Source organism: Ruegeria sp. N4 (genome assembly GCF_056531425.1).
On sequence record NZ_JBQFLT010000011.1, the window covers coordinates 140098 to 161517 of the forward strand.

The window sequence follows — 21420 nt, forward strand, 5'->3', positions numbered from 1 at the left end:
AGTTGGTTCAGTTGGCCCCTAGTGTGAGGCATGGAAGATCCGGCCCAGTGAGGCAGGTGCGCTGCTCTTGTCGGCCGAAAGGATCACAAGCACAAGGATCGTGATGATATAGGGCGACATTGCCAGATACTCGACAGGGATGGCAACGCCCGCTGCCTGCAAATTAAGCTGCAACACTGTGATTCCGCCGAACAAATAGGCGCCCAGCAAGGCGCGCCAGGGTTTCCAGCTGGCAAACACCACCAGCGCCAAGGCGATCCATCCCACGCCAGCCGTCATGCCCTCGGTCCATTGCGGCACGCGGATCAGGCTGATGTAAGCCCCGCCCAGGCCCGCGCAGGCCCCGCCGAACAGGATCGCCAGAATGCGGATCTTGATGACCTTGTAGCCCAGGGCATGTGCCGCGTCGTGGTTTTCGCCCACTGCACGCAGGATCAGACCGACGCGCGTGTATTTCAGCGTGGCCCAAACAGCGGCGGTCAACGCAATGCCGACATACAGGATCGGATCATGCTGGAACAGGATCGGCCCAATCACCGGGATATCACTGATCAAGGGAATATGGATGTCGCCCATGCTGGGGGGTTTGACCCCGACATAGCTTTGACCCATCAGCGCACTGAACCCCAGTCCAAACAGCGTCAGCGCCAAACCACTTGCCACCTGATTGGCCAGTGCCACCTGCGTCAGCAGCACAAACAGCAGGGACAGCACGGCGCCGCCAATCGCGGCAGCAATAAAGCCCAGCCAGGGCGAGCCGGTCTCGACCGAGATCGCAAAGCCGCTGATGGCACCCACGATCATCATGCCCTCGACGCCAAGGTTCAGAACGCCAGCCTTTTCGACGACCAGCTCTCCGATCGCGGCCAGCAGCAGGGGGGTTGCGGCCACCATCAGCGAGGCGACCAGAAGGACGGGGTTGATTTCACCAAGGTCCATTACGCTACCTCGCTACGGGCCGCACGGATGCGGTAGTTGGTCAAAAGATCGAAGGCCAGCAGGAAGAACAGCAGCATCCCCTGGAATACCTGAATGGCGGCGGCGGGCAGGCCAAGCTGGGATTGTGCGATTTCGCCGCCGATATAGGTCAGCGCCATCAGGCCACCGGCCAGCAGAATGCCCACCGGATGCAACCGGCCGAGAAAGGCCACGATGATCGCGGTAAAGCCATAGCCCACGTTAAAGTCGATGCTGACCACACCGGATGGGCCGGACACCTCGAACATCCCCGCCAATCCGGCCAATGCACCGGACAGGCCGAGGCAGAACAGGATCAGGCGCGCCGGGTTCACGCCTGCGAATTTCGCGGCCCTCGGGGCTTCGCCGGTCAGGCGGATGTGGAAGCCCAGCATATGGCGGTTCAATAGTACATAGGCAAAGATCACAGCGATCAGCGCGGTCACGACGCCCCAATGCATACCGGAACCTGCAATCAACTCGGCATTATGCGCGCTGTCATAAGATTGCAGGTTGCGCGAGCCGGGAAAGCCGAACCCTTCGGGGTTTTTCAACAGCCCCAGCGAAACCGAGGCCAGCATCTGCTCGGCCACATAGACCAGCATCAGCGACACAAGGATTTCGTTTGTGCCAAAACGCACTTTCAGAAAGGCCGGGATCATCGCCCAGAGCCAGCCGCCGAACGCCCCGGCGATCACCATGATCGGAAAGATATAGAACGCCTCCAGCGGATAAAACGCCAGACCAGCGCCCGCGCCGAAAATGGCGCCCATGATATACTGCCCCTCGGCCCCGATATTCCAGATGCCCGCGCGGAAGCCCAGCGACAGACCAATGGCGATCAGAACCAACGGCGCGCCTTTGACCAGCAATTGCGGGCGGTAGTAAAAGGCAAACTCACCGAACAGCGGTTCCCAGAAAATGGTGCCAATGGCCTCGACAGGGTTCTTGCCCAAAATGGCGAATAGAATGCCACCAAATACCATGGTCGCCAGCACCGCCACCAAGGGGGTCGCATAAGACCACGCCTTCGACGGCTGCGGCCGCTTCTCCAACACAATCACCTGCTCATCCCCCTAAGTTCTTCTTCTCGTTGAAAATACGGCCGCCGGAGGCGGTTCATCAGCTTACACATGCGCCACCTCCATGCCATGCGCGCCGCCCATCATCAGGCCGATCTCGTCCACGGTCAGGCCCGTCGTCGGGCGTGGCGCGCTCAGCCGTCCTTCGTTCAGGGCGGCAAAGCTGTCCGAGATTTCCATCAACTCATCCAGATCCTGCGAGATACAGACAACCGCTGTCCCCTTGGCCGCCAGATCCAGAATCGCCTGCCGGATTGAGGCCGCAGCCGCCGCGTCAACACCCCAGGTCGGCTGGTTCACCACCAGCACGTCGGGGTTCTGCAGCACTTCGCGACCGATCACGAATTTCTGCAGATTGCCGCCTGACAGCGACCGCGCCGCATTCTCCGGCCCCGGCGTGCGCACGTCGAACGCCTCGATGATCTTTTCGGCGAAACCCTTGGTTTCTGCCCATTTCAGAAAACCGTTGCTCTCCAGCCCTTCGCGGACCGATCCGGTCAGCAGGGCATTCTCAGTCAGGCTCATATCCGGTGCCGCCGCGTGGCCCAGCCGTTCCTCGGGTGCTGTCAGCACGCCCAGCTTCCGGCGCGCGCTCGGTCCAAGTTTGCCAACCGGCTGTCCGTTGAACTTGATTGCATCAGCGGCTGTCGTGATTTCACCCGACAGAACCCCCAGCAATTCATCTTGTCCGTTCCCGGCAACGCCACCGATGCCCAGAACCTCGCCCTTGCGGACGGTCATATGCACGTTCTTCAACGCCGTCCCGAACTCCGACGGCGACGGCACCGACAAGCCGCTGACATCCAGCGCAACCTCGCCGAACTCGCGACCGGACCGTTCCGGGGTCTGCAGGGTCGAGCCAACCATCATCTCGGCCATATCCCGCGCCGAGGTCTCACTTGGCACACATTCGCCCACATTCTTGCCCAGACGCAGGATCGTTGCGTGGTCACACAGCGTGCGGATTTCCTCCAGCTTGTGCGAGATATACAGGATCGAGGTGCCCTCGGACCGCAGCTTGTTCAGCGTCTCGAACAGGATTTCGACCTCTTGCGGGGTCAGCACGCTGGTCGGTTCGTCCATGATCAGCAGCTTGGGGTCTTGCAGCAGACACCGAATGATCTCGACCCGCTGACGTTCTCCGGCGGACAGATCACCGACCGTGCGGTACGGGTCCAGGGGCAGGCCATAGGTCTCGGACACTTGTCGAATGCGCGAGGCCAGATCGCCCATCGGGGGCGGGTTCTCCATCCCCAGAGCAATGTTCTCGGCCACATTCAGCGCGTCAAACAGCGAGAAATGCTGGAACACCATCGCAATACCGTCTGCCCGCGCCGCGCGGGGTTCAGGCGGAGCAAAGGGTTGGCCGCGCAGCAGCATGGTGCCGCTGTCGGGCTTCACCAGCCCATAGATCATCTTCACCAGCGTGGATTTCCCCGCGCCATTTTCGCCCAGCAAGGCGTGAACCTCGCCTTCACCGATGTCAAAGGACACCTGATCATTGGCCACGACGCCGGGATAGGCTTTGGTCAGCCCTTGCAAGCTTAGAAGTGGAGTGGTCACGCGCTCAGGTCCTTCTTCAATTCGTTCCGCCGGGTCGGGCGCAGCAGCTGTGCCGCGACGCCAACGGCGATCATCTGCGGGTGCTTGCCCAGGCCGGGGTCACCGATTGGACAGGTGATCCGGCTGATCCGCTCGGGCGGATGCCCAAGGGCCGCCAACCGCGACCGGAATCGCGCCCATTTCGTAGCCGAGCCAATCAGCCCAGCAAAGCGGAAATCGTGCAAAAGCAGCCGGTTGCACAGTTCCAGGTCCAGATTGTGTGAATAAGTCAGCACCAGATGCTCGGCATCGCGCGGCGCGTGGCGCACCAACTCGGCCGGTTTTGCCGCTGGGACGACGGTAATGCCGTGCGGTACGGTTTCAGGGAAGCGCTCTGGCCCGGTATCAACCCATGTGAGGGCCAGGTCGGGCAGGGGCGACAGAACGTCAACCAACGCCCGGCCCACATGGCCAGCGCCCCAAATCCAAAGATTGCGAGCCGTTTGGTGAACCGGTTCGACCATCCAGCCATCAATCAATTGCGGGTCTGGCTCGATGCCCTGACCACGCGCCCGCGCCAGCAGCCGTTTGACGGATAGGGGCATTTCGCCACCCGAAACCGGGCGAGCGATGATCTTGTCATCAAGACCGTTCACCGTATCAAGGTCATAAACCTCGCTCAGCAGCGACACCGCCCCGCCGCAGCACTGGCCCATATCCGGGCCAAGCGCGTGTTGGCTCAGCCGTACGTGGTCGGTTTGATGGCGCGCAGCTTGCGCCGCCTGATACTCCAACGTACCGCCGCCGATGGTGCCCGATTGCCCTTCCTCCCAGACCAGCATTGCGGCACCGACCTCGCGCGGGGACGACCCTTTAATCCCGGCGATGACCACCCGGACCACTTTTCCGTGGGTTTTGACCGCCTCCCTCAAAGCCTCCAGATCAAATCCCATCAGATGCCTCCCTTCATCCTTTGGACGCCGCGCCAGATTTCCTCGGCCGTGGCGGGGGCATCCAATGCCGGGTATCCATCCCCGCAGGCCGCCACCGCATTCGACAGTGCCAGCCAGGCCGAGATGCCCAGCATGAAGGGCGGCTCGCCCACCGCTTTTGAGCGATAGATCGTATCCTCGCGGTTCTCTCCGTCCCAGAGCGCGACGTTGAAGATGTCGGGCCGGTCGGAACAAGCGGGGATCTTGTAGGTCGAGGGCGCGTGGGTGCGCAGATTGCCCTTGTCGTCCCAGACCAGTTCCTCGGTCGTCAACCAGCCCGCGCCCTGCACATAGCCGCCTTCAACCTGTCCGATATCCAGCGCGGGGTTCAGCGAGGCACCCGCATCGTGCAGGATATCCGTGCGCAGAATGCGGTTTTCGCCGGTCAGAGTGTCCACGGCAACCTCGGTCACCGAGGCCCCATAGGCAAAGTAGAAGAACGGACGACCCCGGCCCTTGATCCGGTCCCACTCGATCTTGGGCGTCTTGTAGAAACCGGTCGCCGACAGGCTGACCCGGCCCTGATAGACCAGCGCAGCAGCCTCGGCGAAGGTATAGCGTTCCTCACCGACCGATACATGCCCGTCCGAGAAGGTCACGGTCGACGGGTCGGCCTGATGCCGTTCGGCCAGATAGTCAGCCATCCGGTCGCGGATCGTATCGCAGGCGGCCTTGACCGCCATGCCGTTCAGATCACTGCCCGATGAGGCCGCCGTGGCCGATGTATTCGGCACCTTGGCTGTATCGGTGGCCGTGATCTTCACCATCTCCAACGGGATACCAAAGCGCGAGGCCGCGACCTGCGCCACCTTCTGGAACAGGCCCTGACCCATTTCCGTGCCGCCGTGGTTCAGGTGGACCGAGCCATCCTGATAGACATGCACCAGCGCCCCCGCCTGATTGAGGTGGGTCAGCGTGAAGGAGATGCCGAACTTGACCGGAGAAAAGGCGATGCCTTTCTTGATGACAGCGTTCTCGGCGTTCCATTTCTCGATGGTGGCCTTGCGCGCGGTATAGTCGCTGGATTTCAGCAGCGCCTGAGTCATGCCGTGCAGCTCGAAATCGCTGACCTCCATGCCGTAGGGGGTGGTGTTGCCTCCTGCGGGCAGTGGGCGTACCGGGGCGTTGCCGGTCTCAACCGCGCCGCGGCTGGTCAGGTCTTCGTGCGGGTCAGGGTGGCCGAGCGGTTTTTCCGTGAGAACAGGGTCAGCAACAACATGCGCAGGCTCGTAGTAGTTCCGCCGCCGCAGCTCGACCGGGTCCAGTCCCAACTCATGTGCGGCGTGGTCCATCACACGCTCGATCCCGACCATTCCCTGCGGGCCGCCAAAGCCGCGATAGGCGGTGGCAGATTGGGTGTTGGTCTTCAGCCGGTGGCTTTCGATGCGGGCGTTGGGCAGCAGATAGGCGTTGTCCGAATGCAGCATGGCGCGGTCGGCGACGGGCAGGGACAGGTCCTGCGCCCAGCCGCAGATCGCATATTGCAGGAACGAGACGCCCTGAATGTGGCCATTGTCATCGAACCCGGCCTTGTAGGAAATCCGGAACGCGTGGCGCTTGCCGGTGATGGTCATGTCATCATCGCGGTCATAGCGCATCTTGCAGGCTTTGCCGGTTGCCCGCGCCGCCACGGCGCAGGCGACGGCCAGAGCGTTGCCCTGACTTTCCTTGCCGCCGAAGCCACCGCCCATCCGCCGGGTCTCAACCCGGACCGCGTGCATGGGCACGCCCAGGGCGTCCGCCACCTTGTGCTGAATCTCGGTCGGGTGCTGGGTCGAGCTTTGGACCAGCATGTCGCCGCCCTCGTTCGGCACGGCCAGCGCGGCCTGCCCTTCGAGGTAGAAATGCTCCTGCCCGCCAATCTCGAACGTGCCTTCGATCACATGGGCCGCACCCGCGATGGCCGCGTCGGCGTCGCCTTTGGCGTAGATGCGCGGGCCGTCTTCGAACCGGCTGTCGGCGGCCAGGGCCTCTTCAACCGTCAAGATCGGGGTGTCTTCGGCATAGTCGATCTGCCCCAGTCGCGCGGCTTTGCGGGCGGCCAGATGGCTGGTCGCAACCACAAGGAAAACCGGCTGGCCGATATAGTGCACGGTGCCGTCCGACAGCAGCGGTTCATCGTGGATCGAGGGCGAGACGTCGTTGGCAAAGGGCAGGTCGTCGGCGGTCAGGACCGCGACGACCCCGTCGGCTGCTTTCGCCGCAGACAGGTCCATCGCGGTGATCCTGCCCTTGGCAATCGGGCTAAGGCCAAAGGCCAGATGCAGCGATCCTTTGGGGGTCGGGATGTCGTCCACATAGCGCGCGGTGCCCGAGACATGCAGCGGTGCCGCGTCATGCGGCAGGGGTTTGGTCACGCTCATGCCGATACCTCCAGCACGTTTGTCACCTCACCCTGATCTTCGAGGAAATATCTTTCGAGCATCGCTTTGGCGGTTTCCAGTCGATAGGTGGCCGAGGCGCGCATGTCCGTGAGTGGTGTGAAATCGTCGGCAAAGGCGGGAAGCGCGGCCTGAATGGTGTCGCGCGTCCACGGGTTGCCGATCAACGCGGCCTCGACATGGGTTGCCCGTTTCGGGATGGCCGCCATGCCGCCAAACGCGATGCGCGCCCGGGTGATGGTGCCGTCCGAGACGGTGATGTTGAAACAGCCGCAGACGGCCGAGATATCCTGATCGAACCGTTTGCTGAGTTTATACGCCTTCAGCCGGTCGGGTTGACGCGGGAAGCTGACGGCCTCGACGAACTCGCCCGGGGTGCGGTCCTGCTTGCCGTAGTCGATGAAGAACTGCTCAAGCGGCAGGGCCCGGCGGCTGTCGCCTTTGCGCAGGTGCAGCGTGGCGTTCAGCGCGATCAGGGCAGGCGGGTTGTCCCCGATGGGCGAGCCGTTGGCGATGTTGCCGCCCACGGTGGCCGCGTGGCGCACCTGAACGCTGGCATAGCGGCGGATCATTTCTGCATAGGAAGGGTGCAGATCGGCCAGCGCCTCGCCCATGCGATTCATGTCGACCATGGCACCAAAGCGGATTTCGTCATCGGTGATGGTGATCTGTTTCAGGTCGTCGCAGCGGCTGAGGAAAATCACCGAGTCGAGATCGCGCAACTGCTTGGTGACCCAGAGCCCGACATCGGTGGCCCCTGCGATCAGGGTGGCGTTGGGGTGGTCGGCATAAAGAGCTGCCAGTTCGTCGGAGTTGTTGGGGAGGAAGGGGGGCTCTGCCCCCCGGCCTGCGGCCTCCCCCCGAGGTATTTTTGAACAAGAGAAGGACTGGTCGTTGGTGATCCAGTCCGGTGTCGGTTTTGGTTCGGCGGCTTGGGCGGCGCGGATGATCGGGGCGTAGCCGGTGCAGCGGCAGAGGTTTCCGGCCAGTTGCGTGTCGTGATCGGTGGCACCGGTGGCGTGGCTTGCGACCATCGACATCACGAAGCCCGGGGTGCAGAAGCCGCATTGCGAGCCATGCAGGTCGACCATGGCCTGTTGCACCGGGTGGGCTTCGCCGTTTGGACCGCTGGCCCCTTCGACGGTGCGGACCGCTTTGCCGTGTAACTGGGGCAGGAACAGAATGCAGGAATTGAGCGCCTTGTGGCCATCCGCATCCGTCACCATGACGGTGCAGGCGCCGCAGTCGCCTTCGTTGCAACCTTCCTTGGTGCCGGTCAGGCCGCGATCCTCGCGCAGCCAGTCCAGCAGGGTGGCTGTCGGATCGACATCCGCCAGTTCCACTGTCTCTCCGTTCAGAAGAAACGTGATCGTCATACGAGAAACCCGTCGCGTTACCCGGTTGCGCCCTTGGGTGCCCTCCTTCGATGCGACGTAGAAAGAGTGGCGGGCGGAGTGCTTGCCGTGTGATGTTAGAAACAGGGCAGGTTCTCTGGCAAGAAAAACTGCCTATGTGATGTACCATTACCCCCAGTCGGCGCGAAGGTGCGGGTTTTCAGTAATGTTCAGGCGATTGAAATTAAAGCGTTTTCTGCAGCGGCCTAGCCGCGGCCCCCGAAGCACCTTCTGAAAAAGACGAATAATCAGCGCCGATTTTTTAGGCATCCCAAAGCGTCGGTTCCCGCTTTTGCCGCGCCTCTGGCTGGGATAGCGTAGGGGTCATGAGCAGTTCCCCACGATTCATTCACCTCCGCGTTCACACCGAATATTCCCTGCTGGAAGGCGCCGTGCGGCTGAAAAAGCTGCCCGCGCTTTGTGAGAAGGCCGAGATGCCCGCCGTTGCGGTGACCGACACCAATTCGATGTTCTCGGCGCTGGAGTTTTCCGTCACCGCCAGCGGGGCCGGGGTGCAGCCGATCATGGGGTGTCAGGTCGATCTGACCTATGTGCAGGCGCAGCCCGGTGAAAAGCCCAAAGCGCCCGCGCCGCTGGTGCTGCTGGCGCAGTCCGAGGTGGGGTATGAGAACCTGATGAAACTGAGTTCCTGCCTTTATGTGGACAAGGGCGGGCAGTTGCCGCAGGTGACGCTGGACGAGTTAGCGGACCGGTCGGATGGTCTGATCTGCCTGTCCGGCGGGCCGGACGGGCCGGTTGGGATGCTGTTGCAGCAAGGGCAGCGCCCGGCGGCTGAGGCTCTGGTAGACCGGCTGGCGGGGATGTTCCCGGATCGGCTGTATATCGAGTTGCAGCGCCATCCCGGCGAGGGCGGCCAGCCCGAGGCCGAACGCCTGACCGAGCGCGGCCATGTCGAGATGGCCTATGCCAAGAACCTGCCGCTGGTTGCCACCAATGACGTCTATTTCCCGACCTCGGATATGTATGAGGCGCATGATGCGCTGATCTGTATCTCGGAAGGGGCCTATGTCGATCAGCAGGAGGGCCGCCGCCGTCTGACCGCGCAGCATTATTTCAAGTCGCAGCAAGAGATGGTGACGCTGTTCGCTGATCTGCCCGAGGCGATTGAGAACACGGTTGAGATCGCGCGGCGTTGCGCCTTCATGGCTTATCGCCGCGATCCGATCCTGCCGAAATTTGCCGATGACGAGGTGGCCGAACTGCGCCGCATCGCCAATGAAGGCCTGCAAAAACGTCTGGCCGTGATCCCCCACGCGGTGAGCGCCGAGGAGTATCAGGAACGGCTGGATTTCGAGCTGGGCATCATCGAAGGCATGGGCTTTCCCGGCTATTTCCTGATCGTTGCGGACTTTATTCAGTGGGCCAAGGATGAAGACATCCCTGTCGGGCCGGGGCGGGGCTCGGGCGCGGGATCGCTGGTGGCCTATGCGCTGACGATCACCGACCTTGACCCGTTGCGCTACAGCTTGCTGTTCGAACGCTTCCTGAACCCCGAGCGGGTGTCGATGCCCGACTTCGATATCGACTTTTGCATGGATCGCCGCGAAGAGGTGATCCGTTACGTGCAGCAGAAATACGGGCGCGACAAGGTGGGGCAGATCATCACCTTTGGTGCTTTGCTGTCCAAGGCTGCCGTGCGCGATATCGGGCGGGTGCTGCAGATGCCTTATGGGCAGGTGGATCGCCTGTCCAAGATGATCCCGGTTGAAGGGGTGAAACCCGTTTCCATCGAAAAGGCGCTGAAAGACGAACCCCGCCTGCGTGAAGAGGCACGCAACGAAGAGGTTGTGGAACGCCTGCTGAATTATGGCCAGCAGGTCGAGGGGTTGCTGCGAAATGCCTCGACCCACGCCGCCGGGGTGGTGATTGGCGACCGGCCACTGGATGCGCTGGTGCCGCTCTATCAGGATCCGCGATCCGATATGCCTGCGACCCAGTTCAACATGAAATGGGTGGAACAGGCCGGGTTGGTGAAGTTCGACTTTCTGGGGCTGAAAACGCTGACCGTGATCCAGAATGCGATGGACCTGATCTTCAAATCCGGGCGGCCCTTGCATGTGGCGGCGGATGGTACGGAGCTCTATGAACCAGCCGACGGGGCCGAGAACCAGATCAACGCCATCCCGCTGGATGATGAGGCGACCTACAAGCTTTATTCTGCGGCCAAGACGGTGGCGGTGTTCCAGGTGGAATCCACCGGCATGATGGATGCGCTCAAGCGCATGAAACCCACCTGTATCGAGGATATCGTGGCGCTGGTGGCGCTCTATCGTCCCGGTCCGATGGAGAACATCCCGACCTATTGCGAGGTCAAGAACGGGCTGCGCAAGATCGAATCTGTTCACCCTCTGATCGACCATATCCTTGAAGAAACGCAGGGCATCATCGTTTATCAGGAACAGGTGATGCAGATCGCTCAGGTGATGGCGGGGTACAGCCTTGGCGGGGCCGACCTGCTGCGCCGCGCGATGGGTAAAAAGATCAAAGAGGCGATGGATGCCGAGCGGCCCAAGTTTGAAAAGGGTGCCGGTGAGAATGGGGTGGACGCCAAGAAGGCGTCCGAGGTTTTCGACCTGCTCGAGAAATTCGCCAACTACGGCTTCAACAAGTCCCACGCCGCGGCCTATGCGGTGGTCAGCTATCAGACCGGTTGGCTGAAGGCGAACCATCCGGTCGAGTTCATGGCGGGCGTCATGAACTGCGATATCCACCTGACCGACAAGCTGGCCGTTTATTTCGAAGAGGTCCGCAAGGGGCTGGAACTGCCCTATGTGCCGCCCTGCGTGAACCGCTCGCTGGCGACGTTTGATGTGGTGAATGGTGAGTTGGTCTATGCGCTGGGCGCTTTGAAAAACGTGGGCGTTGAGGCGATGAATCTGGTGGTCGAGGGGCGTCGCGCCGCAGGCGCGCAGGACGAAAATGCCGACAAACCGTTTGTCAACCTGTTCGACTTTGCCCGCCGTGTTGACCTGAAAAAGGTCGGCAAGCGCCCGCTGGAAATGATGGCGCGGGCCGGGGCCTTTGATCAGCTCGACAAGAACCGCCGCCGGGTGTTCGAAAGCCTTGATCCGCTGGTGCAGTATTCGGCGGCGATCCATGAACAGAAGAACTCGAACCAGGTGTCGCTGTTTGGTGAGGCAGGGGACGACCTGCCCGAACCCCGCCTGTCGCCCACGCCCGATTGGCTGCCCGCCGAACGGCTGAGCGAAGAGTTCAAGGCCATCGGCTTCTACCTGTCCGGCCATCCGCTGGACGACTACATGCCCGCGCTGAAGCGCAAACAGGTGCTGACGCTGGACGAGGTGACGGAAAAGGCGCGCTCGGGTCCGTTGATCGCCAAAATGGCCGGTGTCGTGGCCGGACGGCAGGAACGGAAATCCGCGCGCGGCAACCGGTTTGCCTTTGCCCAGCTCTCGGACCCGACGGGGGCTTATGAGGTCACGCTGTTCTCGGACACGTTGGAGAAATGCCGCGAGTTTCTGGAAACCGGCGCGCAGGTGGTCCTGACGGCCGAGGCAACCATGGAGGCCGATCAGTTGAAACTGCTGGGCCGCTCGGTTGGTCCGGCGGATTCGGTAGTTGCCGAGGCCGGGGCAACCGGCCTGCGCATTTTTGTGGAGCAACCGCAGGTCCTGTCCACCGTCGCCACGGTGCTGGCGGACGCGGCGAGCGTCGCCAAGGGGGCGTCGAAGGGGCCAATTCAGGTCTGTTTGATGGACCCGACCTTGCCGGGCGATGTTGAGATGGACCTGGGGCAGGAGTTCCCGATCAACCCGCAGATCAAGGGCGCGATCAAATCGCTGGATGGCGTTCTGTCGGTCGAGGAGGTCTGACCCTGGGATTTGTTGCCACAGGCTTTTTGCCTAGCTAAGCTGAACCCATACTCTCATTGACCTGTGAAACAGGAGGGCATTGGTTTGGCACTTTCAGGAATTGGCTCCAAGGCGCTGATGTTGGCCGGGGCGATCTCGCTTTCGGTGGCAACTGCGGGTTTTGCGGATGACAAAAAGAAGAAAAAGACAATCGAAGGCGCATTGATCGGTGCGGGTGTCGGCGCTTTGATCGGCGACGGCAAGGGCGCAGCAGTCGGCGGTGTGGCCGGTGCGATTATCGGACACAACTGGAAATGAACGTGATGCGTATGACCCTGTCCAAAATCGCTGCTGCCGGGCTTTGCCTGTCACTGCCGGGCGGCGCGTTCGCTGATGACGCAGCAGAGCAGATGGTGCAGGATGCATTGCCTGTGATGCACTATACTTGCGCATCGATCGCCGAAGAGGCGGATGGCGACGAAGCCTTTGTTGTGGCCGTTGTCGAAAAGATGACGGCCCTGTCACTTTATAATCGTCAGATCAATATCGAAGATCACGCAACCACGGACGCGGAAAAAGCCCAACTGCGCGAAGCCTTCATCGCGGCGCTGTCCGAGGGTTGCGCGGCGGACAAGAATGCCCTTCTGGGCGGTGTGGTCGATAACGCGGTGAAATCCACGCTGGGGCTGTGACCCCTCAGTAATGCGGCGGTCGTTCGTCGCCATAGACGATGCCGCCTGATCCTTCTTGCGCCCGTTCGGCCTCGCGTTGATACAGCATCGCGACGCGGCGGGTCAGGCGGTCGATTTCGTCCTGTTGCGCGGTGACGATCGTGTTCAGTTCTTCCACTGTGCGTGTCAGATGGGCGATCTGTTCTTCCAATTGCTGCATTGCGGGCTCCTTCCGCGACGGTCATAGCGGGCCTTTGGGGCCAAGGCCAGCCAAAGCGCGCCTTGCCCCGATGCGGGCCATGGGATAGACCGCGCGCGGAACACTAAACGCCCAAGGACGCCCCACATGGCCAAGCCCAAGAAACAGCCCCGCCCCAAGGCCATCACGCCGAAAGGGTTCCGCGACTATTTCGGCCAGGAAGTCACGCAGCGCACCGAGATGCTGCGGGCTATTGCGGATGTCTATCATCGTTACGGGTTCGATGCGCTTGAGAGCAGCGCGGTGGAAACCGTCGAGGCGCTGGGCAAGTTCCTGCCCGATGTGGATCGCCCGAACGAGGGTGTCTTCGCGTGGCAGGAAGTGGACGAAAACGATAAGGGCGATTGGATGGCCCTGCGCTATGACCTGACCGCGCCTCTGGCCCGTGTCTATGCGCAGCACCGTAATGATCTGCCCACGCCCTATCGCCGCTATGCGATGGGTCCGGTCTGGCGCAACGAAAAGCCCGGGCCGGGGCGCTATCGTCAGTTTTATCAATGTGATGCGGATACGGTGGGCACGGCCTCGATGGCCGCGGATGCCGAGATTTGCGCGATGCTGTCGGACACGCTGGAAACCGTCGGCATCCCGCGCGGCGACTATCTGGTGCGGGTGAACAACCGCAAGGTTCTGAACGGCGTGCTCGAGGCGATGGGTTTGGGCGAAGACGCCGCTGCCCGAGATAACGTCCTGCGCACCATCGACAAGTTCGACAAGGTTGGTGAGGCCGGGGTGCGCGAGTTACTGACCAAGGGTCGCCTGGATGCTTCGGGTGCGTTTATCGACGGTGTGGGTCTGAGCGATGATCAGGCTGAGCCGGTGATTGCCTTCCTGACGTCGAAGGCCGCAGACACCGCTGGAACACTGGCCAACCTGCGTGCCGCCGTGGGTGACAGCAAGATTGGTGCAGACGGGATTGCCGAGTTGGAACAGATCGGCGCGCTGTTGGATGCGGGTGGATACGGTGCGGACCGGATCGAGATTGACCCCTCGGTCGTGCGTGGCCTGGGGTATTACACTGGGCCGGTCTATGAGGCCGAACTGACCTTCGAGATTTTCGACGAGAAAGGCCGCAAGCGGCAGTTCGGCTCGGTCTCGGGCGGCGGGCGCTATGACGATCTGGTCAAACGCTTTACTGGGCAGGAAGTACCTGCAACCGGCGTGTCCATCGGCGTTGACCGCCTGCTGGCCGCCCTGCGCGAAAAGGGCCGCATCGCCGCGCAGGCCACTGGCCCCGTGGTTGTCACCGTGATGGACCGTGACCGCATGGCCGACTATCAGGCCATGGTGGCCGAGCTGCGCAATGCGGGCATCCGGGCCGAGGTTTATCTGGGCAACCCCAAGAACTTTGGCAATCAGCTGAAATATGCGGATAAGCGAAACTCTCCGATTGCGGTGATCGAAGGTGGTGACGAAAAGGCAAACGGGATCGTGCAGATCAAGGACCTGATCCTTGGCGCGAAGATCGCCGAAAGCGCCACGCTGGAAGAATGGAAAGAACGCCCCAGCCAGTTAGAAGTGCCGCGCGGCGATCTGGTCGCCAAGGTCCGCGAAATTCTGGACAGTCAGGACTGAGCCATGCCCAACCGTTCCCAGATACAGGCCCGCGCCGCGATGATGCGGGTGCGGTTCGAGGCCGCCGGGGCGCAGGTGGTGGACACGCCGCTGCTGCAACCGGCGGACACGCTGCTGGACCTTTATGGCGAAGACATCCGCGCCCGTGCCTATGTGACCTCGGACGCGCTGCGCGGTGAACAGATGCTGCGCCCGGATTTCACGCTGCCCGTGGTGCAGATGCATATGAACGATGGGGCCGAGCCCGCGCGTTATACCTATTCCGGCGAGGTGTTTCGGCGGCAGGAGCACGACCCGGACCGGTCCAACGAATATATTCAGGTTGGGTACGAGGTCTTTGACCGCAATGATCCCGCCGGGGCGGATGCCGAGGTGTTCTCGCTGTTTGCGCTGCAATTGCGCGGGCTGCCCCTGCGTGCGGCCACCGGGGATATCGGTATCCTGACAGCCGCCGTGCGGGGCCTGCGTACGACCGATAGGCGCAAGGATGCGCTGATGCGGCATCTGTGGCGACCGCGCCGGTTCCGTACTCTGCTGGACCGGTTCGCCGGGCGTAAGTCTGGCCCCGAAGGGCGCGATACGCTGTTGGATGCAGCCGACCCTCTGGCCATCGACGCCCCGATGATCGGCAAACGCCGCGCCTCTGAGATCGAAGCGCGGATTGAAGCCCTGCGCGAGGATCGCGACACACCGCCGATTTCCGACAATGAGCTGGTCGGGTTGGAAACGCTGCTGAACGTGCGTGAAACCATGCCTTTTGCGTTGGAGCAGCTGCGTGACGTGGCAGTTGACCTGCCGCAGATCACCCCGGCGCTGGACCGGCTCGAGGCGCGGGTGGCCTCGCTGCAGGCGCGTGGTGTCGATGTGGAGAGGCTGGATTTCGAGGCCGCCTACGGCCGCACGTCGATGGAATACTACGACGGGTTTGTCTTTGGTTTCTATGCCGAGGGCCGCCCCGATCTGCCCCCCATCGCCACTGGCGGGCGCTATGACGCGCTGACGCGGCAATTGGGCAATGGCGCGGAAATCCCCGCCGTGGGCGGCGTGCTGCGCCCGGACCTGATGCTTGAGGTTGAGGAGGACGCGCAATGAGCCTGAAACTGGGCGTGCCCTCGAAGGGCCGGTTGATGGACAAGACCTTTTCGTGGTTCGAAAAGCGCGGCATCACCCTGTCGCGCAGCGGGTCGGACCGGGAATATGCGGGCAAGGTCGAAGGCATCGAGGGTGTTTCCCTGATCCTGCTGTCCGCCGGGGAAATCCCGCGCGAACTTGCGGCGGGACGGATTCATCTGGGTGTAACCGGCCTTGATCTGGTGCAGGAAAAATTGCCGCGCTGGGAGCAGCAGGTCGAAGAAGTCTCGCGGCTTGGGTTCGGTAAGGCCGACCTGATCATCGCCACGCCCGCCTGCTGGGTCGATGTGGACACGCTGGACGATCTGGATGCGGCAGCGGCGGCCTTCCGCAAGACCCACGGCCACCGGCTGCGGATTGCCACCAAATATCACCGTTTGGTGCGGGAGTTTCTAACGGACGCAGGCGTGGCCGATTACACGCTGGTCGACAGTCAGGGCGCGACCGAGGGCACGGTGATGAACGAAACCGCCGAGGCGATTGCGGACATTACATCCAGCGGCGAAACCCTGCGCGCCAATCACCTGAAAATCCTGACGGACGGGCTTGTGTTGCAGTCACAGGCGACCCTGTGGCGCAGCCGGGTGGCCAGTTATTCGCCTGATGACAAGTGTGTGCTTGCAGAAGTGATGGACCGGGTGAGCAAAACCTAATCAGGGGCAGCGGTCACAGATTTGCTGACGTCAAAACGTTTTGACCCGCACGTCCCCTTCCATTTTTTGAAAACGACATTCTTTCTCAGGTCGAATGTCATGGTGCCGGTGTTGCCGCCTCCGCAGTTCGCGCTGTCGAAGCTGAAACTGATGGATTGCTTTTTGCTGTTCCCCGAAACGCTGGCGCCGTTGATGTTTTGCAGCGTGGAGGATGTGATACCAGCAATGTTGCCGCTGGCAATGGTGACCGTCACTGGAAAGGGGTTTTTTGAAGGTACTGTCAGGCTGTATTTTCCGTCCTTTGGGGCAGCAAGAACGCTCGTTCCACCTGCCACACAAACAGCCGCCAATAAAATTGTCCGGATTTGTCCATTCATCATAAAGTGCCCTCGTTAACTTAATAAATTAAATGGGCACTTTACGTGTTTTTTGGCGCATCCACAACGCGCAGACCTGAGGACGAGTTGACGTTGGTTTTTACAGCACCCCGATTTCCGCCAGCGCGCGGTTTAGATCGTCGGGCAGGGCGTCGTCCTGTTCGCGGGTTTTCGGCAGGTCGGCAGGGGTGTCCTCGGGCTTGAGGTAACGCCAGCCTTGAAACGGGCGTTTCAGGGCGGTCTGGGTGCGATGCACCTCGGGGTCCAGCACAATGGCGCAGCGGCGGATGCCATCCTCGCCGCGGACCTCGTCCAGACGCAAGATGCGCTGGCGGCATTGGATGACGCCCTTGATCACCCAATAGATTGACCCGCCATTCAGAATCTCGGCCTCGCGCTTTGGCCACATGCGGGTGACATGGCGCGGGCAGCCGTCCTCATACAGAGGCTTGCGACTGTCCTGCCACGCTTGCAGTGTCTCGACGCTTTCCGAGCCGACCGAGAGTTTTATGAGGTTTACGTAGTTATCCACAGCTTTCCCACAGAGTCGTCCCGAGGCCCATCTTTATATTGTAGCTCGCTGGCCGGTGTCATCAAGGTGTTGTGGCAGGTGTGTGTATTGGGGTAGTCTGGATACCTCTTTCAGAACAGGGAATCACCAATGAGCCGCTTTGCCGCCCCCATCGCCGAGCAGATCTGGGACATGAAATACCGTTTCAAACAGGCGGATGGCACGCCCATCGACCAGACGGTCGAGGACAGCTGGCGGCGCATCGCCCGCGACCTGGCGCGGGTTGAGGCTGACTCGGCGCATTGGGAGGATAAGTTCTTTGCGGCGCTGGAGGATTTCAAATACCTGCCCGCCGGGCGCATTACCGCAGGCGCAGGCACAGCGCGTCAGGTGACATTGTTCAACTGTTTCGTCATGGGCACCGTACCGGACAGCATGGGCGGTATTTTCGACATGCTGAAAGAGGCGGCGCTGACGATGCAACAGGGCGGGGGCATCGGCTACGATTTCTCAACCATCCGCCCGCGTGGCGCGGATGTGCATGGGGTGGCGGCGGATGCCTCTGGCCCGCTGTCATTCATGGATGTGTGGGACGCGATGTGCCGGACGATCATGTCCGCAGGCTCGCGTCGCGGGGCGATGATGGCGACCATGCGCTGCGATCACCCGGATATCGAACAGTTCATCACAGCCAAATCCGACCCGGCCCGCCTGCGCATGTTCAACATGTCCGTGCTGGTGACCGATGCCTTCATGGAGGCCGTCAAGGCCGACGGCCCGTGGGAGCTGGTGTTCGGCGACAAAGTCTATCACACCGTTCAGGCCCGCGATCTGTGGAACAAGATCATGCAGGCGACCTATGACTATGCCGAGCCGGGTGTGATTTTCATCGACCGGATCAACAAGGCCAACAACCTCAGCTATGTTGAAACCATCGCAGCGACGAACCCATGCGGAGAGCAACCTCTGCCGCCTTATGGCGCCTGCCTGCTGGGTTCGATCAACCTGGCACGTCTGGTGGCCGAGCCGTTCGAAGATGCCGCGCATCTGGACGAGGCCGCGATGCAGGAGCTGGTCGCCACTGCCGTTCGGATGATGGACAACGTGGTGGATGCCTCGAAATTCCCGCTGCCCGAACAGGCGGCCGAGGCACAGGCCAAGCGCCGGATCGGGCTGGGTGTGACCGGTCTGGCCGATGCGCTGCTAATGCTGGGCCTGCGCTATGGGTCCGACGAGGCGGCGCGTCAGACCGAGCGCTGGTTGCACGCGATTGCCCGCGCCGCATATCTGGCGTCGGTGGACTTGGCAAAGGAGAAAGGGGCGTTCCCGCTGTTCGATGCCGAGAAATATCTGGCCAGCGGCACGATGCAGCAGATGGATGACGACGTGCGCGATGCGATCCGCGAACACGGTATCCGCAATGCGCTGCTGACCTCGATTGCGCCCACTGGGACGATTTCTCTGTATGCTGGCAACGTGTCTTCGGGGATCGAGCCGGTCTTTGCTTATGCCTACACGCGTAAGGTGTTGCAGAAGGACGGCTCGCGCACCGAGGAAGAGGTCATCGACTACGCGGTGCAGATGTGGCGCGACAAGTTCGGCGACGCGGATCTACCGGATTACTTCGTGAACGCGCAGACTCTGTCGCCGTCCGATCATGTGAAAATGCAGGCGGCGGCGCAGAAATGGATCGACAGTTCGATTTCGAAGACGATCAACTGCCCCGAAGACATCAGCTTTGACGCCTTCAAGGATGTCTATATGCAGGCCTGGGATCAAGGCTGCAAAGGCTGTACGACTTATCGCCCCAACGACGTGACCGGCTCGGTCCTGACTGTGTCAGAGAGCGACGACAAGGCGCCGGGCGAAAGCGCCGATGCGCCGCATGAGGTCGATGGTGGCGAGGTCGTGTATATGTCCGAACCGCTGGATCGCCCGCAAGCGCTGGAGGGGTCGACCTACAAGCTGAAATGGCCCGACAGTGAACACGCCATCTACCTGACGATCAACGATATCGTCATCGGAGGCCGCCGCCGCCCGTTCGAGGTGTTCATCAACTCGAAGAACATGGAGCATTACGCCTGGACGCTGGCCTTGACCCGAATGATCTCGGCCGTGTTCCGGCGTGGCGGAGACGTGTCCTTTGTGGTCGAGGAACTGAAGGCGGTGTTCGACCCGCGTGGTGGGGCCTGGGTCAAGGGCAAGTACATCCCCTCGATCCTGGCGGCGATCGGCGGTGTGATCGAACAGCACATGATCAGCATCGGCTTTCTGGAAGGCGAGGGGATGGGCCTGAAATCCGACCCGCAGGCGCAGGTGGTGAACATGGACGCCCCACGCGGCAAGGCCTGCCCATCCTGTGGTCAGTTCGATATGGTCATGATCGAAGGCTGCATGACCTGTCGCAGCTGCGGCCACTCTAAGTGCGGGTAACTTATCTGTTATTTGACGTCTGACACCCGGTTGTAACAGGGAAGGGCAGCGAACTGATCGGTGCCCATTTGAATCAGTTTTGCAACAATCTTCGGATTGCTTGAATTCGGTCTCTTTTTCGCCGAATTCAGGGTTGATATGGACGTGTGAGTAAGTGGTGGGATGTTGAAAGGTTTGAGCGGGCAGATGAGACCAGGGCAAAGCGGTCGTATAGCCATATCGTGGAAACAGACAGAGCTTGATGAGCTTGAGGCGGCGCCTCTGGCTTTTTTGGTCGTTGGGGCTGCGTGGTCCTGGCGCGGGCAGGCTGTTCTGCTGAGCGATGGTGCCGAGCAAGCGGTTGAACGGGCGGGCGGTATTGGCGCTGTATCCTCTCGGACCAGCGACCGATTTGCGATTGTTCGGGAAATCTCCGGTGAGGCTTTTGGCTCGGTCGTTCTGACCAATGGCGCGCAACGGTTCAGCGCGGATCTGGTTGTTCAGGACGGCGAGATTGACCCGACCTTTGTGTTCTCGGACGGGTGCCCACCGCGCGATCAGTCTTTCTGGATCTGCGACGTTTCGGATTTTGGCGGTCAGGCGTTTATCGAGCCGCCGCAGGACGCGACCGTCGTTCCCTTTCCGCTGCACGCTGTGACGCGGAAGACCTAGGCGCGTCGGCAATCCAGGCTTAGCGACCTGCGGCCTTTCGAATTGCGCCCTTTTCCCGGGAAATTCTTGCCGAATAGCTTATTGACTCTGACTGATCTGCAGATATAAGCGCGGCTTCATTGGTGTTGGTGGCCCCCGCAAGGGGATGCCTGTCATGGGGGAAACCTCAAGAGGACAACGCCCTTTATAACCCGGCATGATGTCTGGTCTAAACTGGAACCGAACGGTCCGAGCGGAGACGCTATTTCGGCCCGAACAGTGGGAACCGGTTTTCGGATCAAGCTGAAATGCCACAGTAAAGGAGATCAGCCGTGACCAAACGCACGTCTGCCAAGTACAAAATCGACCGCCGGATGGGCGAAAACATCTGGGGTCGTCCGAAATCCCCGGTCAACCGTCGCGAATACGGCCCCGGCCAGCACGGCCAGCGCCGCAAGGGCAAACTGTCGGACTTTGGTCTGCAGCTGCGCGCCAAGCAGAAGCTGAAAGGCTACTATGGCGACCTGACCGAGAAGCAGTTCCGCCGCATCTACGCCGAAGCCGAGCGTGTCAAAGGCGACACCGGTGAAAACCTGATCGGTCTGCTGGAGCGCCGTCTGGACGCCGTTGTCTATCGCGCCAAGTTCGTGCCGACTGTGTTTGCCGCGCGTCAGTTCGTGAACCACGGCCATGTCAAAGTGAACGGCAAGCGGGTCAACATCCCCAGCTACCGCGTCAAAGAAGGCGATGTGATCGAAGTGCGCGACAAGTCCAAGCAACTGGCTGTTGTTCTGGAAGCCGCTGCTCTGGCCGAGCGTGATGTGCCTGACTACATCGACGCGGATCATTCTAAAATGACTGCGACCTTCGTTCGCGCTCCGGGTCTGGGTGATGTTCCCTATCCGGTCGTCATGGAACCGAACCTGGTTGTTGAATTCTACGCGAAGAACTGATCTTCGCCGTTAGACCTGATCCAAAGTGCCGCGCTTTCAGCGCGAC

The 21420-nt window shown here is 61.4% G+C and carries 18 protein-coding genes; 9 read left to right on the forward strand and 9 right to left on the reverse strand.

All coding sequences use genetic code 11. The features are described 5' to 3' along the window. Positions 1-18: 18 nt before the first annotated feature. The 6 genes from ACR0LW_RS16520 to xdhA form a co-directional block, all read right to left on the reverse strand. The gene (locus ACR0LW_RS16520; RefSeq protein WP_170452756.1) at positions 19-939 is read right to left on the reverse strand and encodes an ABC transporter permease; all 921 of its coding nucleotides are present in this window, start codon (positions 937-939) and stop codon (positions 19-21) included. After that, positions 939-2021 (reverse strand): ABC transporter permease, encoded by a 1083-nt coding sequence (locus tag ACR0LW_RS16525; RefSeq protein ID WP_170631911.1) that lies wholly within the window; start codon positions 2019-2021, stop codon positions 939-941. The genes ACR0LW_RS16520 and ACR0LW_RS16525 overlap by 1 nt, the downstream gene beginning before the upstream one ends. 63 nt (positions 2022-2084) lie before the next feature. Further along, positions 2085-3602: an ABC transporter ATP-binding protein gene (locus tag ACR0LW_RS16530; protein ID WP_480883363.1), complete on the reverse strand. Its 1518-nt coding sequence runs from the start codon at positions 3600-3602 to the stop codon at positions 2085-2087. Continuing rightward, positions 3599-4534 carry a xanthine dehydrogenase accessory protein XdhC gene (xdhC, locus tag ACR0LW_RS16535; RefSeq protein WP_480883365.1) on the reverse strand — a complete coding sequence of 312 codons (936 nt, stop codon included), beginning with the start codon at positions 4532-4534 and terminating at the stop codon, positions 3599-3601. The genes ACR0LW_RS16530 and xdhC overlap by 4 nt, the downstream gene beginning before the upstream one ends. Then, on the reverse strand, positions 4534-6936 hold the full coding sequence (xdhB, locus tag ACR0LW_RS16540; protein WP_480883367.1) for a xanthine dehydrogenase molybdopterin binding subunit: 2403 nt from the start codon (positions 6934-6936) through the stop codon (positions 4534-4536). The genes xdhC and xdhB overlap by 1 nt, the downstream gene beginning before the upstream one ends. Continuing rightward, positions 6933-8330: a xanthine dehydrogenase small subunit gene (gene xdhA, locus ACR0LW_RS16545; RefSeq protein WP_480582693.1), complete on the reverse strand. Its 1398-nt coding sequence runs from the start codon at positions 8328-8330 to the stop codon at positions 6933-6935. The genes xdhB and xdhA overlap by 4 nt, the downstream gene beginning before the upstream one ends. A 344-nt stretch (positions 8331-8674) precedes the next feature. On the opposite strand from xdhA, the gene dnaE reads away from it, so the two are divergent. The 3 genes from dnaE (at position 8675) to ACR0LW_RS16560 (ending at position 12873) form a co-directional block, all read left to right on the forward strand. Then, positions 8675-12202, forward strand: coding sequence for a DNA polymerase III subunit alpha (gene dnaE, locus ACR0LW_RS16550; RefSeq protein ID WP_480883369.1), 3528 nt, complete (start codon positions 8675-8677; stop codon positions 12200-12202). Positions 12203-12286: 84 nt separating this feature from the next. Then, the gene (locus ACR0LW_RS16555) at positions 12287-12499 is read left to right on the forward strand and encodes a YMGG-like glycine zipper-containing protein (RefSeq protein ID WP_480883371.1); all 213 of its coding nucleotides are present in this window, start codon (positions 12287-12289) and stop codon (positions 12497-12499) included. 11 nt (positions 12500-12510) lie between these two features. Beyond that, positions 12511-12873, forward strand: a complete 363-nt coding sequence (locus ACR0LW_RS16560) for a hypothetical protein (RefSeq protein WP_480883373.1) — start codon at positions 12511-12513, stop codon at positions 12871-12873. Between the two features lie 4 nt (positions 12874-12877). Here ACR0LW_RS16560 and ACR0LW_RS16565 read toward each other — a convergent pair whose 3' ends face one another. Beyond that, positions 12878-13072, reverse strand: a complete 195-nt coding sequence (locus ACR0LW_RS16565) for a SlyX family protein (RefSeq protein ID WP_170631925.1) — start codon at positions 13070-13072, stop codon at positions 12878-12880. A 126-nt stretch (positions 13073-13198) separates the two neighbouring features. Here ACR0LW_RS16565 and hisS point away from each other — a divergent pair, with 126 nt between their 5' ends. Genes hisS through hisG form a run of 3 tightly spaced genes read left to right on the forward strand, consistent with a single transcriptional unit; the run spans position 13199 to position 16470 of the window. Next, a complete protein-coding gene (gene hisS / locus ACR0LW_RS16570; protein WP_480883375.1) occupies positions 13199-14686 on the forward strand; it encodes a histidine--tRNA ligase in 1488 nt (495 codons plus the stop codon). 3 nt (positions 14687-14689) lie between these two features. After that, positions 14690-15778, forward strand: coding sequence for an ATP phosphoribosyltransferase regulatory subunit (locus tag ACR0LW_RS16575; protein ID WP_480883377.1), 1089 nt, complete (start codon positions 14690-14692; stop codon positions 15776-15778). After that, positions 15775-16470, forward strand: coding sequence for an ATP phosphoribosyltransferase (gene hisG, locus ACR0LW_RS16580; RefSeq protein ID WP_480883379.1), 696 nt, complete (start codon positions 15775-15777; stop codon positions 16468-16470). Before ACR0LW_RS16575 ends, hisG begins: the two co-directional genes overlap by 4 nt. Here the strand turns inward: hisG and ACR0LW_RS16585 are convergent. Together ACR0LW_RS16585 and ACR0LW_RS16590 are read right to left on the reverse strand one after the other, a co-directional pair. Then, positions 16467-16847 (reverse strand): hypothetical protein, encoded by a 381-nt coding sequence (locus ACR0LW_RS16585; protein WP_170521642.1) that lies wholly within the window; start codon positions 16845-16847, stop codon positions 16467-16469. The two genes, hisG and ACR0LW_RS16585, sit on opposite strands and share 4 nt — an antisense overlap. A 100-nt stretch (positions 16848-16947) precedes the next feature. Continuing rightward, positions 16948-17379 carry a DUF1489 family protein gene (locus tag ACR0LW_RS16590; RefSeq protein ID WP_480883381.1) on the reverse strand — a complete coding sequence of 144 codons (432 nt, stop codon included), beginning with the start codon at positions 17377-17379 and terminating at the stop codon, positions 16948-16950. 129 nt (positions 17380-17508) lie between these two features. Here ACR0LW_RS16590 and ACR0LW_RS16595 point away from each other — a divergent pair, with 129 nt between their 5' ends. From ACR0LW_RS16595 to rpsD, 3 genes are all read left to right on the forward strand, one after another. After that, complete coding sequence (locus tag ACR0LW_RS16595) at positions 17509-19791, forward strand: adenosylcobalamin-dependent ribonucleoside-diphosphate reductase (RefSeq protein WP_480883383.1); 2283 nt, start codon at positions 17509-17511, stop codon at positions 19789-19791. Positions 19792-19977: 186 nt separating this feature from the next. Further along, a complete protein-coding gene (locus ACR0LW_RS16600) occupies positions 19978-20442 on the forward strand; it encodes a hypothetical protein (protein ID WP_480883385.1) in 465 nt (154 codons plus the stop codon). Positions 20443-20753: 311 nt separating this feature from the next. Further along, complete coding sequence (gene rpsD, locus ACR0LW_RS16605; RefSeq protein WP_039537647.1) at positions 20754-21374, forward strand: 30S ribosomal protein S4; 621 nt, start codon at positions 20754-20756, stop codon at positions 21372-21374. Positions 21375-21420: the final 46 nt, after the last annotated feature.